This is a genomic window from Pandoraea pnomenusa (assembly GCF_000767615.3).
GTDB lineage: Bacteria > Pseudomonadota > Gammaproteobacteria > Burkholderiales > Burkholderiaceae > Pandoraea > Pandoraea pnomenusa.
Window position 1 is genome coordinate 2,709,383 of record NZ_CP009553.3, and the last position, 14,116, is coordinate 2,723,498.

17 protein-coding genes are annotated in these 14,116 nt (G+C 64.0%); 3 read left to right on the forward strand and 14 right to left on the reverse strand.

The features are described 5' to 3' along the window. Positions 1-57: 57 nt before the first annotated feature. From LV28_RS36130 to LV28_RS36175, 10 genes are all read right to left on the reverse strand, one after another. Positions 58-789, reverse strand: coding sequence for an anti-sigma factor (locus LV28_RS36130; protein WP_038617520.1), 732 nt, complete (start codon positions 787-789; stop codon positions 58-60). Beyond that, a complete protein-coding gene (locus LV28_RS36135; RefSeq protein ID WP_224785244.1) occupies positions 786-1,331 on the reverse strand; it encodes a sigma-70 family RNA polymerase sigma factor in 546 nt (181 codons plus the stop codon). Before LV28_RS36135 ends, LV28_RS36130 begins: the two co-directional genes overlap by 4 nt. 265 nt (positions 1,332-1,596) lie before the next feature. Then, positions 1,597-2,190: a DUF2878 domain-containing protein gene (locus tag LV28_RS36140; protein WP_048806343.1), complete on the reverse strand. Its 594-nt coding sequence runs from the start codon at positions 2,188-2,190 to the stop codon at positions 1,597-1,599. After that, on the reverse strand, positions 2,191-2,727 hold the full coding sequence (locus tag LV28_RS36145) for a chalcone isomerase family protein (RefSeq protein ID WP_023596022.1): 537 nt from the start codon (positions 2,725-2,727) through the stop codon (positions 2,191-2,193). A gap of 1 nt (position 2,728) precedes the next feature. Beyond that, the gene (locus LV28_RS36150; protein ID WP_023596023.1) at positions 2,729-3,940 is read right to left on the reverse strand and encodes an SAM-dependent methyltransferase; all 1,212 of its coding nucleotides are present in this window, start codon (positions 3,938-3,940) and stop codon (positions 2,729-2,731) included. After that, positions 3,937-4,788, reverse strand: a complete 852-nt coding sequence (locus LV28_RS36155; protein WP_023874325.1) for a DUF1365 domain-containing protein — start codon at positions 4,786-4,788, stop codon at positions 3,937-3,939. The genes LV28_RS36150 and LV28_RS36155 overlap by 4 nt, the downstream gene beginning before the upstream one ends. Continuing rightward, positions 4,785-6,089: an NAD(P)/FAD-dependent oxidoreductase gene (locus LV28_RS36160; RefSeq protein ID WP_038617514.1), complete on the reverse strand. Its 1,305-nt coding sequence runs from the start codon at positions 6,087-6,089 to the stop codon at positions 4,785-4,787. The genes LV28_RS36155 and LV28_RS36160 overlap by 4 nt, the downstream gene beginning before the upstream one ends. A 147-nt stretch (positions 6,090-6,236) precedes the next feature. Then, on the reverse strand, positions 6,237-6,830 hold the full coding sequence (locus LV28_RS36165; protein ID WP_048806643.1) for a lipocalin family protein: 594 nt from the start codon (positions 6,828-6,830) through the stop codon (positions 6,237-6,239). An 83-nt stretch (positions 6,831-6,913) separates the two neighbouring features. Further along, positions 6,914-8,029 (reverse strand): SAM-dependent methyltransferase, encoded by a 1,116-nt coding sequence (locus LV28_RS36170; protein ID WP_038621067.1) that lies wholly within the window; start codon positions 8,027-8,029, stop codon positions 6,914-6,916. A gap of 31 nt (positions 8,030-8,060) precedes the next feature. Beyond that, positions 8,061-8,852 carry a DUF1295 domain-containing protein gene (locus LV28_RS36175; RefSeq protein ID WP_038617511.1) on the reverse strand — a complete coding sequence of 264 codons (792 nt, stop codon included), beginning with the start codon at positions 8,850-8,852 and terminating at the stop codon, positions 8,061-8,063. A 193-nt stretch (positions 8,853-9,045) separates the two neighbouring features. Between LV28_RS36175 and LV28_RS36180 the strand changes: the two genes are divergently transcribed. Together LV28_RS36180 and LV28_RS36185 are read left to right on the forward strand one after the other, a co-directional pair. Continuing rightward, positions 9,046-9,630 carry a fasciclin domain-containing protein gene (locus tag LV28_RS36180; RefSeq protein ID WP_038617508.1) on the forward strand — a complete coding sequence of 195 codons (585 nt, stop codon included), beginning with the start codon at positions 9,046-9,048 and terminating at the stop codon, positions 9,628-9,630. Positions 9,631-9,837: 207 nt separating this feature from the next. Next, positions 9,838-10,689 (forward strand): alpha/beta hydrolase, encoded by an 852-nt coding sequence (locus LV28_RS36185; RefSeq protein WP_257125728.1) that lies wholly within the window; start codon positions 9,838-9,840, stop codon positions 10,687-10,689. Positions 10,690-10,724: 35 nt separating this feature from the next. Here LV28_RS36185 and LV28_RS48390 read toward each other — a convergent pair whose 3' ends face one another. The 3 genes from LV28_RS48390 to LV28_RS36195 all read right to left on the reverse strand — a co-directional run bounded on the left by LV28_RS48390 (position 10,725) and on the right by LV28_RS36195 (position 12,530). Then, on the reverse strand, positions 10,725-10,865 hold the full coding sequence (locus LV28_RS48390) for a DUF2256 domain-containing protein (protein ID WP_081256013.1): 141 nt from the start codon (positions 10,863-10,865) through the stop codon (positions 10,725-10,727). 1 nt (position 10,866) lies between these two features. Further along, a complete protein-coding gene (locus LV28_RS36190) occupies positions 10,867-11,442 on the reverse strand; it encodes a lipocalin family protein (protein ID WP_023874318.1) in 576 nt (191 codons plus the stop codon). A gap of 119 nt (positions 11,443-11,561) precedes the next feature. After that, positions 11,562-12,530 (reverse strand): MerR family transcriptional regulator, encoded by a 969-nt coding sequence (locus LV28_RS36195; protein WP_160117951.1) that lies wholly within the window; start codon positions 12,528-12,530, stop codon positions 11,562-11,564. A 343-nt stretch (positions 12,531-12,873) separates the two neighbouring features. Here LV28_RS36195 and LV28_RS36200 point away from each other — a divergent pair, with 343 nt between their 5' ends. Continuing rightward, a complete protein-coding gene (locus LV28_RS36200) occupies positions 12,874-13,542 on the forward strand; it encodes a carbonic anhydrase (protein WP_023874316.1) in 669 nt (222 codons plus the stop codon). A gap of 83 nt (positions 13,543-13,625) precedes the next feature. Here LV28_RS36200 and LV28_RS36205 read toward each other — a convergent pair whose 3' ends face one another. Next, positions 13,626-14,105 (reverse strand): nuclear transport factor 2 family protein, encoded by a 480-nt coding sequence (locus LV28_RS36205; RefSeq protein ID WP_023596034.1) that lies wholly within the window; start codon positions 14,103-14,105, stop codon positions 13,626-13,628. Positions 14,106-14,116 lie beyond the last annotated feature (11 nt).

Sequence of the window (14,116 nt, forward strand, 5' to 3'; positions counted from 1 at the left end):
TGCGCGCGACGGAATAGCGTCGGAAAGTCAGGCGACGGAAAGTCAGGCGCCAGAACGTCAGGCGCCGCGAATCGCGCCAGACGCGAGTACCGGCCCCGTCGGAAGGCCCGTCGGGGAGCCGCCCGGCGGCTCCTGGGAGACAGCGAGTACGGCCTTGTCGTCCATTTGCGCAAGAATCTCCGCCGGTATCGGCATCGACGCCGGTTGATTCGAGGGGAAGACGCCCAGTGCGATCGGCTTGCCGTTGTGCGGAATCAGCCAGAGCTCGGTCGTGTGTCCCGCAGCGACGACTGGCGTCTCGATCGGCACGACGACCATGTTGCTGCGGCGGAGATCGACCGTCGCCGTCCACTGCGTCACACCATCCTGCCGCGCCATGGCCGCCACCATGTAGGTGCCGGTCGTCGCGACTTGCTGCGTGGGCGGAAAGATCAGCGAACTCATGTTGACGGCGACCAGCGCCAGGACGGCGGCACTGGCGGCCAATCCGACCCAGCGCCACAGCCTGACGCTGTCCCACAACGAAACGCGCCTTTCCGGGGCGTCGGGCGCGGCCACATCGAAATTCAAATCGCGCTGAATGCGCTGCCAGACGCGCGCCGTCGGCTCGACCGGCGCCACGTCCTCAGCCAGGCACGCGAGGCGATCCTGCCATTGCGCCAATGCACGTTGCAGACGCGGATCCGCATTGGCGGCTTGTTCGAGCGCTCGCCGTTCGGACGCGTCGAGCACGCCGAGCGCATATTCGGCGCAGCGCAGATCATCGTCGTGGTTGATGGGGCTATTCATTGTTCAAGGCACCGCTTCAGTTGCAACAGGCTGCGACGTATCCAGCTCTTCATCGTCCCTTCCGGAACGTCGAGACGGGCGGCCAGCTCGCTGTAGCTCGCCCCGCCGAAGAAGGCCTCGCGCACGGCGGCGCGCGGTTGCCGGTCGAGTCGTTGCAGGCATTCCTCGAGAAGTCGCCGTTGCTCGCTGGCCTCGGCCAGCGCTGCCGGCGTCGGGTCCTCGGATGGCGGGTCGGGATCCTCGGCGTCATCGAGGTGTGTCTCCCGCGTCTCCCGCAGCCGATCGATCGTTCGGTTACGGGCGAGCGCGGTGAGCCAGGTCATGGCGTTGCCTCGCCCGTCATCGAAGGCGTGCGCCCGACGCCACACGCTCACGAAAACATCCTGAAGCAGATCTTCCGCCTCGGCCCGATCCCGCACCATTCTCACGATGACGCCGAATAGCCGCGAGGCGGTCAGTCGGTAAAGCTCGGCAAATGCCGTGCGATCTTCCTGGGCCACCGCCAGCAACAGCTGGTTGAGGAATTCGCGGCGCGCGGTCATGGCAACGCTGTCTCCGGCCGGTACGGAGCCCGAGGCGATGGTGTGGCCGGAATCCTTTGAAATATCGTTCATGCGGACGCGGTGGTGTCTCGGTTCGGGGCTGGGACGCTCCGCGCAATATATCACCTCGGCTGCGCGGCGGCGCGCAGGCATCGGGGAGCCAGGGCATGCTTGCGTCATGGTGTGGATCCGTGGCATCGGTGCCGCCTGCTGGCGCTGAGCCGGTCGTTGGCGACGTTGCGACGTTGTTCCTTGATGTCGATCTTCAAAGGCACCTCGTGTCGGGCGATCCGCGGGAGTCCACACGCGACGCTCCCAGGGTCTGTCCGAGCCATACGAGGGCGGGGAGGAAGACCGCCCATCCGCACGCCAGCAATGCATAGGCCTGCGCTTCCTTCACGAATCGAACCGCCCCCAGCATCGCCCCCGCCCTGAATGACAGGGCACCTCCCACCGCGCCAAGCAGCATCGAGAGCAGGGGATATGGGCGCAGCCACCCGAGCAACGTACCGACCTGCAGCGCGAATAGCGCCCATAGCCCGGCCATCCAATACGGAGCGCCCCACGCCAGAATCCAGCCGTTCGGATACACGAGAACGCCCGTCGCCTGCACGAAGGATTCCCACGTCCAGCCAAGCACGGTCACGACAAGCACGAACCGCGCCTCGCGGGTGGGAAATGGCGCGAGACGCAAATGGCCCGCCGCGAGGAGCGCCACCGCGCAACACCCCACCCAGCCAACGCCACGCGCCGCACTCGACACGCAGACCAGCCACACCAGTTGCCCGAGAATGAAATAGCACCACCTCTTGCGTGAGGACACCACGCGCGTTGTGGACGAATGCGTCGACGCCATCATTCACGACCCTCCACCAAGCAACCGCTCGCGCAGCGATGGAGCACGGGTGCGGGGGTCGAGCCAGATACCGAAGAACGCGCGGGCGAACGCCTCGTCGTCGACTTGAGCCGTGGCCACGCCGTTGGCATAAAATCGCGCACCCCGCCCGGGCAGGTAAACGCCGCACAGTTCGTCGCCTCGCGATACGTCGCCGAAGGCCCGCTTCATGTCGTTGCGCCAGGCTTGCACCGTCGCGCTCGGCAGCGGCTGCGTTGCCAGCCGCTCGATCTCCGAGATGCCTGTCGCGACCATCTTTTCGGCGCTCACGCTGCGCTCATAGTTGAGCACCAGCGCGAAAGGCGCGTCGGGAGAGAACCGGGGCCGCGCCGACCAGAGTTCCGCCTTGTAGAGGCAGAACCCCAGGACGCAAAACTCCCCCGTGCCCACGCGTGTCGTCGCAGCGATGTCGCCACGACAACCGATGGCCGAGGCCACCGGGACATGGGCGCCGGCGAGCAGCAGCGCGATCAGGCTGGCGTGGAGTGCGCGGGCGGCCATGTCACGCCCCTCGCGTGAGCAGGAACTGATTGACGTCGATGCGCCCCTCGTCGAACGCGGCCTCGCAATACTTCAGGTAAAGGCGCCAGGTGCGGATGAACGCCTCGTCGAATCCTTGCGCACGGACATCCTCGATTCGCGACGAAAAGGCCGCGTGCCAATGATTGAGCGTACGCGCATAGTCCATTCCGAATTTCAACGTCTCGCTGGCCTGCAACCCGCAACCGCGCGCCGCCGCGACAAAACGCGACACGCTCGGCAACATGCCGCCCGGAAAGATGAACTCTCGAATGAAGTCGCTGGAACCGCGGTAGGCATCGAACGCCGCGTCGGCAATCGTGATCGTCTGAATCAACGCCCGTCCTGCTGGACGAAGGCGCTCCGCGAGAGCGTTGAAGTACCGCGTCCAGTAGGCTTGCCCGACCGCCTCGAACATTTCGATCGACACCACGGCATCGAACTGTCCCTGAACGTCGCGGTAGTCCGTGAGCGAGACCGTTGCCATGTTCGCCAGGCCGGCGTCGGCGATACGCGATCGCGCGAGGGCCAGCTGCTCGTGCGACAGGGTGATGCCGTGGACCGAAATGCCCTGGCGTGCCGCATGCAGGGCAAAGCCGCCCCAGCCGCAACCAATCTCGAGCACCCGGTCGCCGGGGCGCAGGCCGAGCGTGTCGACGATGCGCTGGTACTTGGCGCGCTGCGCGTCGGCAAGCGAGCGCTGCGCATCCCCTTCGAACAATGCGCTCGAATAGGTCCAGGTCGAATCGAGCCACAAGCCGTAGAACCGGTTGCCGAGATCGTAGTGGGCATGAATGTTGCGCCGGCTGCCGGCGCGTGAATTCCGGCGCAGGGCGTGCCGCAGGCGGAACCAGATCCGGCTCAGACGCGACCCGACGATGGACCTGTCGATCGACGAATGATTGCGTAGCGCCAGACGAAGCAATGCGGCAATGTCGGGCGTATCGATCCACCCGGCAATATAGGCCTCTGCAAAACCAATGTCGCCTGCGCGCATGATTTGCCGGCAGGCTCGCCAGTCGTGGATCTGAAGCGTGGCGCCGGGCGCCTCGCTGGATTTTCCGAAAACCTGTATCGAGCCGTCGGGGGCGACGAGCGTCAGATGCCCGACGCGAATCCGCTGCAACAGGGCGCAGAAAACGCGGGCGCCAAGGGGAATGTCAGTGTGCGGCGAGAGAAGTCGAAGCAGCGTCATGGTCTGATCTCCTGATCGGATGGCGTGGCAGACGGTGACAATTCGCGCACGCGTCCCGCCCCGTGTGTTGGCGTGTCGACAAGCGGGCCCGACGGCGACTTCCCATGGAACGGCACCCGCTTGAGCGATAACCGCAGCGCCTGCCAATGAATTCGAAACATGACGTTCAGCGCATTGAACGGCGCGCGCACCACGGCGTTGAGCATTCCGGCGCCCGTGAACGGCTCGGCACGCATGCCGATGGCGGTTCGAAGGAGCCACTTGTCGTCCACGCGGTAATCGATGCCTACCGACCATGACCGGCCATGCCGATTGACGCGAAAGACATACTCGCCTTCGACCTTGCAGAACGGTGAAACGTGAAATACCTTGCGGCATTCCAGCGCAACGTCGCCGCGGATGGCGGCCGCGCCGGGCGCGCACAAAAGGTAGCCGTGATGCTGGCCGAATGTGTTGTTCACGTCGGCATAGATCGCGCGCAGCTCGCCATCTTTGTCGTGGCAATACCAGAAACTGACCGGGTTGAAGGCATAACCCGCGATACGGGGAATGGTTTGCAGCCAGATGGCACCGTCGGCGGGTATTGCGGCTTCGGCAAGTCGCTCACGCATCCAGGCATCGAGCGGGCGGCCGTCCCTCGGGCCATAGTCGGACGACCGCAGGCTCAAAATGCGGCGTCGATCCACCGCGAACCACCAACTCGACAAGGCATCCATGCGCGCAACGTCGCATGAGACCTGGAACAACGGGTACGTGAACCTGTGCCGCACGGGGGACAGACGCTCGTGCATTACGCGGCCTCGGAGCAGCCAGGCGGCCGGGGCATCGATCGGATCGTTCTGATTCATAGCGAGGCCCATGACGGGAGTACATCGAAATCCCGTGCCACACGCAGTGCGGATTTGAGGCCGTCCTCGTGAAATCCGTAGCCGGTCCAGGCGCCCGCGAACCAGGTCCGTCGACGACCCTGCAACGCCGGAAGGTGCGACTGGGCGTCGACTGCCGCGAGATCGAGCAGCGGATGCTCGTAAGCGTAGCGGCCGAGCACCGTGCAAGGCGCAGGCTCGCGCACCGGGTTGAGCGTCACGACGACGGGTGTGCTGAAGGGCAGGGCCTGTAGCTGGTTGATCAGGTAACTCACACAGACCGGATGATCGGAAGCGGTCGTCCGGGTCGCGTGGCTCACGTAATTCCAGGCCGACCACACGCGCTTGCGCCGGGGGAGCAGTGTCGGATCGGTGTGGAGGACCGCAATGTTCGGTTGATAGCGCACGGCGCCGAGCACCCGGCGCTCCGTTGGGCATGCGTCTCCAAGCAACTGCAAGCTGGTTGGGGCATGGCTGGCCATCACCACCGCGTCGAAGCGCTCCGCCTGAGCGTTGCCGAACCGAACCATCACCCCGTCGGCGTCGCGCTCGACCTGCCTCACCGGGCTTCCGAGTCGAACGTCGTCGAGCGTGGCGCAGATGCGCCTGACATACTCGCGCCCGCCACCGGCGACCGTACGCCACTGCGGCCGATCCCGGATCTGCAAAAGGGCATGGTTCAGGCAGAACCGCAGGAATGTCACGGCAGGAAACCGCAGAATGTCGGCGGCTCGGCTCGACCAGATCGCCGCCGCCATCGGCAGCAGGTAATGCTGCTGGAACGGCTGGCCATAGCCGTGCGCGAGCAACAGCTCCCCGACCGACTGCCGCTCGCGCGAGGCGCTCTCCAGATGCCGTTCGGCCGACGCGTTGAACCTCAGGATGTCGCGCAGCATGCCGAGAAAGCTGGGCGAGCACAGATTCCTGCGTTGCGCGAAAACGGTGTTCAGGTTGGTCCCCGCCCATTCGAGCGCGCCGCCGCCGACGGACACCGAGAACGACATGTCGCTGGCGATGGAGCGCACGCCCAATTCGTCGAACAGGGCGATGAGGTTCGGGTAAGTGCGCTCGTTGAACACGAGGAAACCCGTGTCGACGGGCGCGCGCATTCCGTCGAGTTGGACGTCGACGGTGTTCGTGTGTCCGCCCGCGTATTGCCCGGCCTCGAATACCGTTACCCGGTACTTTCGTGCGAGGAAATACGCGCTTGCCATGCCCGCGATGCCGGCGCCGATCACCGCGATCCGCTTTCCGGGAGGCAGAACGGCCGTCATTGAGCTCATCGCGCGATCTCTCCGTCAGTGTGGGCCGCTCGAACGGCGAAGTCGACCGTAACGAGGCAGTGGGGGCTTGAAGTCATATACGTGTGCGAGGCCATGTCGGATGCAGAAAAATTTCGGAACCGGGTGTGCTGCGTCGGGTTGCGACGCTCAGTCGTCGCGCCCCGGCGTGGCGAATCCGGGCTGACCGAGCTGTTCCGGCAGTTGCGGCACGCGCCGGAAGCGCGATGTGTCGTAGCCCATGGCCTCGAGTCGGGTCAGCAACGAGCGATACGTCGCATCGTCCATCGTCGGCTCGCGCGAAAATACCCAGCCGAGTGATTTGTCCGGGTAGCCGAGCAGCGTGTAGCGATAATCCGGATCTACGTACAGCGTGAGTTGGGAGACGTAGATCGGCCAGAAAAGTCGTACACGCCAATGGCCGCCACCGCTGCCCGGCACGACACTGTCGAGAAACTGGTAATGGCTCTCGGGTTGGTCGAACCCGCCTTTGCGGCCGTAGAAGTGATCGTCGATGCGCCCGTCTTCCCGAAGCACCCATTCGGCGCGGCTCGCGACGAAGCCGCGCTCGGCGAAGTAGGGAATGTTGGCAATGACGTACCAGCGCCCCATGTAACGGGGCAGATCGACCGATGCCACCTTGAGAGGAACATCGGCGAGCGGATTCGGGTTGGGAGGTGCGCCGGAGCAACTGGTCAGCGTGGCACACGCCAGCACGGCGCCGGCCACCCAGACTCCGCACATCGATTGCGACGCGGCACGCTGCATGCGCGGTGCCAGAGCGACGAGCCTGCCCGCAAGCCGGCGAAGGGTCGTGTAATGTCCGGTCATGCCACGTCTCCTGCGTTCGCGCCGCGCTTTTCGAACAGGTAATGCCCCACACCCCACTGTTGGCCCCCCGCGTAGCCGAACAACTCCGCAACGGCCATGTAGAACATGCGCCAGCGCTGAAATTGAAGCCGCGCCTGCGTCCCATAGTTCGCCTCGAGGATCGGCAGCGTCGTTTCTCTGGACGCATCGAGCGCTTCCAGCCAATCGTTGGCCGTGCGCGCGTAGTGCCGCCCGTCCACCCACCAGCGCTCGACGATGCGCAGGTCGTCCTGGAAGTGCAGCAGCAGGTCGGCGCTTGGCATGGTGCCGCCAGTGAAGAAGTGGCGCGACATCCAGTCGGAGCCGTCACGGTCCTGGAAGTGATAGGCCAGATGGCGATGAGCGAAGATGTGCACGAAAAGCATTCCCCGATCGTTCAGCCAGTGGGCGATCTTCTTCATCAACGCACCGTAGTTCTTCATGTGCTCGAACATCTCGATCGACAGGACCCGGTCGAACTGCGCGGGGACGTCGTCCGAAAAGTCGAAGTCGGCCACATTGCCGGTCACGATCCGAAGGTTGCGCAAGCCCCGCTTGGCGGCAGTTGCCTCGATGAAACGGCGTTGACCATGGGAGTTGGACAGCCCGACGATCTGCGACCCCGGGTAGCGCTCGGCCAGCCAGAGCGCGAGCGAACCCCATCCGCAGCCGAGGTCGAGAATGCGCTGGCCGTCGGCAAGCTGAGCGCGCTCGGCATAGCGGGCCAACATCGCCTGCTCGGCCTGCTCCAGTGTCGTCGCCTCACACTCGTAGTAGCAGCACGAATACTTCATCGCAGGTCCCAGGTGAGCGAGGAAGAACTCGCTCGGCACCTCGTAATGCTGGGCATTGGCTTCCTGGGACGCGATCGCGATGGGGCTAGAGCGCAGTTCCTTCACGAGGTCGGCCAGCGCCGACATGCCACGCTCGACATCGTGCGCGTGCTCCTGCTTCAGCCGTTGGCGCATCAACTGACGCATGCCGGCGCGCAACAGTGCGTCGGGCACCACACCCAGCTCGCAAAGCCGAATGAGTCCCGATTCTTCGGTCGGGTCGGCGCTGGCCGAGGGCGGCCGTGTAAGGGAGACAGTCATAGTGTCGAACTCCATGTGTGCGCGACGTCCGTCATGACGATCGCGTCTGACGAGAGGATTTCGGAGGCCAGGGAACCAGCGAGCTGGTGGTTTGCATGTACTCCCGGTATGCCGGGCGCGTGGCCATGAGGTGCGCCTCCAGCAGCGGGATTCCCGACACTTTCAGCAGCAGCCATGCCATGAGCAGCGGGGGAATGAGCGTTGTCCAGCCCCCCGGCATCGAGATCGAGAGCGCGGCATAGCTGCACCAATGCAGGCACTCGAAGAAATAATTGGGGTGGCGCGAATAACGCCACCACCCCTTGCGACAGACCTGTGCGCGATGCGCGGGATCGCTCACGAAGTCGCGCAACTGGCGATCGGCGCTCGCTTCTCCGATGATCGCCCCCGCCCAGACGACGACGGCGACGATCAGGTTCAGTGGCGACGCCGCCTGCACGCTGAACGCTGGAACGAAGAACGCGACGGCGAGCAGCATCGCCACCACACCCTGGAACTGGAAGAACCAGAACATGTTGCGATCGGCCGCCGCCCCCCATCGTTCGCGAAAGACCCGGTAGCGCGCATCTTCCGGCTTGCCCCAGTTGCGGCGCCAAAGATGCAGGGCGAGACGCGCGCCCCACAGTCCGCCGGCCACGCCGACGAACGTTCGGTTGAGCGCGTGTCCGGTGCCTTGCGCCGCCACGAACATCGCCGCCAAAGCGAGTGCGGCAGCCCAGACGGGGTCGACCAGGCCGGCGTTTTTCGTGCGTTTCTGGAGGAGCCACGCCAACGCGAAGGCGAAGATCATTCCGCAGAAGGTCACTACCGCAGTCGATAGCATGGGAGATGTGTCCGGCAATTGAGTGTCGTTGCGACGTATACGTAGATCGGCAGCTTTCGGATGCACGCTCGATAAAAAAATTTTTTGAGGGCGATCGGCGAAGAATGTGCTCGGCGGGTGCATCCGAAAGTCGGTGTCATCCGTATCTGTGATGGCTTCCACATCGGAGAAGCGCCATCAATCGGGTGAACGAATGAAGACAATCAAGTCAGCCGGATTTCTCGCAGTACTCCTGTCTGTCGGGGCCGCTGCCGGCCTCCAGGCGGTCACGGCCACAGCCGCCATGGATGCGAAGGAGCCAACGGTCATGGTGGGCGGTGCGGCCATGTACCCGTCGAAGAACATCGTCCAGAACGCCGTCAACTCGAAGGATCACACGACGCTGGTTGCGGCCGTGAAGGCGGCGGGACTCGTGGACACCCTCTCGGGTCCAGGTCCTTTTACAGTCTTTGCACCGACAAACGAGGCCTTCGCGGCACTTCCCGCAGGGACGGTCGACGGACTGCTCAAGCCGGAAAGCAAGCCAACCCTCGTCAAGGTGCTGACCTACCACGTCGTGCCGGGCCGCCTCTCGGCACAGGATCTGATGAAAGCGGTAAGCGATGGCGGCGGCAAGGCGATACTGAAGACGGTCGAAGGCGATTCGCTCACGGTGATGCAACAAGGCGATCATCTGACCGTGACCGACGACAAGGGCGATACCGCACGCGTGACAATTGGCGACGTCATGCAATCGAACGGCGTGATCCATGTCGTCGACAAGGTATTGCTGCCGTAACGACATGTGACGAAGTGGCGCACGTTGAGTGCGCCGCTTCCAGCCGCCGCGCGATGAGGTGCTTCATCGCGCGCATCCGACCGGCGGGGAAATGGACCGGCGTTCCCTGCTGAATACTTCACCATGCGCATGGCAAAACTTCATTTCTCCAGCATTCTTTCAGCCCTGTCGGCGTGCGCGACACTTTGCGCCTGCGCGCCGATCAACATGGTCAACGCGCTCACGCCAAGCAAGACCTACCATGCCGTCACCGACGTGGCCTATGGCGATTCGGAGCGGCAACGGCTCGATGTCTATGTGCCCACGCGGGCCGAGGCAGCCGTCGGGGGTATGCCGGTCGTCGTGTTCTTCTATGGCGGCAGTTGGCAAAACGGCGACCGTGCGGAGTACCGCTTCGTCGGTGAAGCCTTGGCGTCGCAGGGTTTTCTGGCGATTCTGCCCGACTACCGGACGTATCCCGAGGTCACGTTTCCGGCGTTCATGGACGATGCGGCAAGCGCGGTGCGATGGGCCGCCGATCACGCCAGGGATTTCGGCGGCGATCCGGGGCGACTGTTTCTGATGGGGCATTCAGCAGGGGCGCAAATCGCGACCTTGCTGGCAACCGACGAACGATACCTGCTCGGCGCCGGCCTAACGACATGCGCGGTCTCGGGTGTAGTTGGTCTGGCCGGCCCTTACGATTTCCTGCCGCTGCAAAGCGCGGCGCTTCGCCGGGTCTTCCCGGCGCCCGTGCGTGACGCGAGCCAGCCGATCCGGTTCGTCACGGGACGGGAGCCGCCGATGTTTCTGGGGGTGGGGGACGCTGACCGCATTGTCGAGCCGGGAAACACCACTCGATTCGGGCAGCGGTTGCGAGAGATGCGGGCCAAGGTCGAGATTCGGCACTACGACCTTGGTCACGCGTTGATGCTGGGTGCGATCAGCGCGCCGCTGCGCCGATTCTTCCCGGTGCTGGACGACATCGCCGCGTTCGTGAACGGAAATTCACAGCGCGCAACCCGTGCGGCCTGCACGCAGACGGACCGGGTCGCCGCTGGCCAGATGTCGCCCCGGTGAAGCGTTGGCGCCTGCGCGACCCTTGCGGCCCGGTGTCATGCCGGGGCCCGATGTCGACGACAACGCTCGGAGCAGTACTTCACGTCGTCCCATGTCCTTGCCCACCGTTTTCGCCAGACGAACGGACGACCGCACGTCTGGCAAATCTTGCTTGGCAGAAAAGGCTTGCGATGCATATCACTGCGCAGGGTCGGTGCGATTGTGGCTCACCCAGATCAGCGACGCCGTATCGACGCCCAGCGCCCGCGCGCGCGCCACGATCTGCTTCAGTTGTGCGTCGTCGAGATGCTTCTCCCGGGCCAGGATCCAGCAGTAACCGGTGTCGGGTCCGAGCACCAGCGCCCATCGATAGTCGGGATCGAGGGCGGCGACATGATAACCACCGTAAAACGGCCCGAAGAACGATACCTTCAACGAGGCGACATCAGGCGCGCCAGTGAAGCGGGCCTTGCCGATCGCCTCCTTCCAGCGTCCGCTTGCCGGATCGAATCCGCGATTCTGCACCTTGACCGTGCCGTCCGGCTCACGCGTGTACGTTGCTGAGACGTCGGTCATGCCACGCTCGAACGAATGGTCCAGTCGTGCCAATTCATACCAGCGGCCCTCGTAGCGCCCGATATCGAAAGGCGATACGGGAACGACACCCGGCGGCGGCTTTGTGCTCGCGCAGGCGGACAGGAAAATCAGCGCAAACGAGATCAGACCCAACAGCGGCAAGCGCAATGATGCCTTGGTGCGAATGTTGTCTCTCATGGCGTACCTCAAAGCGTTGATGAAAAGAAAACGTTCGGAATCGGTCCGGAGTCGGCAAGACGCACAGCCCATGGTATCGGCATGATTCATCCCTTGCGACCTGCATGCGCAGGGAGGGCTCAGTCTTCGGACATGTGGCGTGGAGCGGCCGCCGGCACCGACCAGCCCTCTTGCTCGACAATCGCGGCCAGCGCGTCTTCGAACAGCGCCACGGCACGGTTGGCGGCATCGCCCAGATGCTGGTGGAGCAGGGCGTCGGCGGCGGAGCGCGACACGCATTCGTCGCTGTAGCGCTCGAAGGCGGCGATCTGCATCACCAACTCGACCAGGTGCTTCGGACATTCGCAAGCGATCGTCGTCGACTGTTGCGCCAGTCGGGTCAGCGTCGCTTCATCGAACCGACGTGGCGACCTTGACCAGAGCCGTGCTCGACTCGAGCCGACGCCATCCTTGTGCGCCATCGACTGCACGAAATCGAAAAGTACGTCGTGGGCATGGAGCAGGGCATCGGACGTGCGCGCGAGCTGCATGCCTTCAAGGCGCGCAAGATCGACGGCACGCCGCGTGCCGAATGCGTAGACGACAAGCACGTGATCGCAATGCGCCCGACGCGCCGCCGCGACGACGGACATCACCGTGTCTTCGTGCAGCGCCTCGACCCGCACGACCATGCCGCGAGGCGTGCCGCTCGAATCTTCGGCGACAGGAATCTCTTCGGCTTGATGAAATGCCTGATGCGTGACGCCCTCGGGCAACTCGATCGAGACGCCTTCGCCAAAGCCCACGATGAAGAGATTGGCGCCGTGCGACGCGTCCACCGAAGCGGCGGCCACGGCGGCGCCACTCGCCAATCGGCCCAACTGCGCGTTGTCGAGATGCGCGATGGCGCTGATCGCGTGGCCCTTGTCGACCAGCGACTTGATCGTTCTCAGACGGTTCACATCGACGTCGGAATAAAGACGCTGCCCCGAGGCACTCGTGGGCGGCGAAATCACGCCATATCGCTGTTCCCAGATCCGCAACGTGGCGGCCGGCATGTCGACGAGCTTTGCGGCCTCGCCACTTCGATAACGCCGAACTGAATTCACCGTGTCTTCCATCCCGAGCTTGTTGTCATTTCAAAAAATGCACTTTCACTCAAACCTTAACTCGCGAGCCCGATCGAGTCAATAAATTGACTCATTCCATGTGTCGCCTCACGGCGTGAGTTTGAAAATAGACTCGGCGTCGCGGTCAGCAGTGTTCGAAATGCGCGTGTCACGAGGTTACCGTGCGCTGCGGCAGGTGAACGACACCCGGAATCGACGCCGCGCGATACAGGCATATCGGCGTGCGCGTGCGGATCAGGGATAATGGGGACCGGTCGCGGGTGGATCATCGTTTCGCCGAAGCGATCACCGTCGCGCGACGTCTTTTTTCCAGAGATTCGTAATGCGTGACATCATCGACGGCTTCCTGCGCTTTCAGCGCGAGGCGTTTCCTCAACGTGCCGAGCTTTTCAAGCAGCTCGCCACGAGTCAAAACCCCAAGGCGCTCTTTGTCACCTGCTCGGACAGTCGCGTCGTTCCCGAACTGCTGACGCAGCGTGAGCCGGGGGAGCTGTTCGTCATACGCAACGCAGGCAACATTGTGCCGTCGTACGGTCCTGAGCCCGGCGGCGTTTCCGCCACCGTCGAATATGCGGTCGCGGTGTTGGGCGTGCAGGACATTGTGATTTGCGGTCACTCGGACTGCGGCGCCATGGGCGCCATCTCTCGCTGCACCTGTCTGGACCACATGCCGGCCGTCGCCAACTGGTTGCGTCACGCAGACGCCGCGAAAGCGATCAATGCCGCGCACACGTTCGACGATCCGCGCGCCAAGCTCGACGGTCTGGTGCGCGAGAACGTGATTGCGCAACTGGCAAACCTTCGCACCCATCCGTCGGTGGCGCTCGCGCTGGAGCAGGGGCGCATGACCCTGCACGGTTGGGTCTACGACATTGAAAGCGGCGGCATCGTTGCGCTTGACGGCACCACACGCAAGTTCGTCTCGCTTGCGGATTCACCCAGCACGGTGGCCGTCGCGTCCCGCCGCCCCGACGACAATCCGACAAGGTGAGGCCGACATTCGGCATCGCGGGACTGCCCTGACTCAGCATCCGCCGAACCCGCCATGCGGCGGGGGCTGGCCCGACGTGAACCTCAGAGGCCGAGATCGGACAGTCCCGGATGATCGTCGGGCCGACGCCCGAGCGGCCAGTGGAACTTGCGCTCGGACGTCTTGATTGGCAGATCGTTGATGCTGGAATAGCGATTCGACATCAGACCGTCCGGGCCGAACTCCCAATTCTCGTTGCCGTACGAGCGGAACCAGTTGCCGGAATCGTCCCGCCATTCGTACGCGTAGCGCACCGCAATCCGGTTATCGGTGAAGGCCCACAACTCCTTGATCAGGCGATACTCGAGCTCCTTGGCCCATTTGCGTTCGAGGAATGCCTGGGCGTCGGCACGGTTGTTCACGAACTCGGCCCGGTTGCGCCATTTCGTATCGACGCTGTACGCGAGCGCGACCTTGGCGGCGTCGCGGCTGTTCCATCCGTCCTCGGCGAGGCGAACTTTCTGAATTGCGGTTTCAAGCGTGAACGGCGGAAGCGGCGGGCGGGTTTCGTTTGTGGATGACACGATGGGTGACC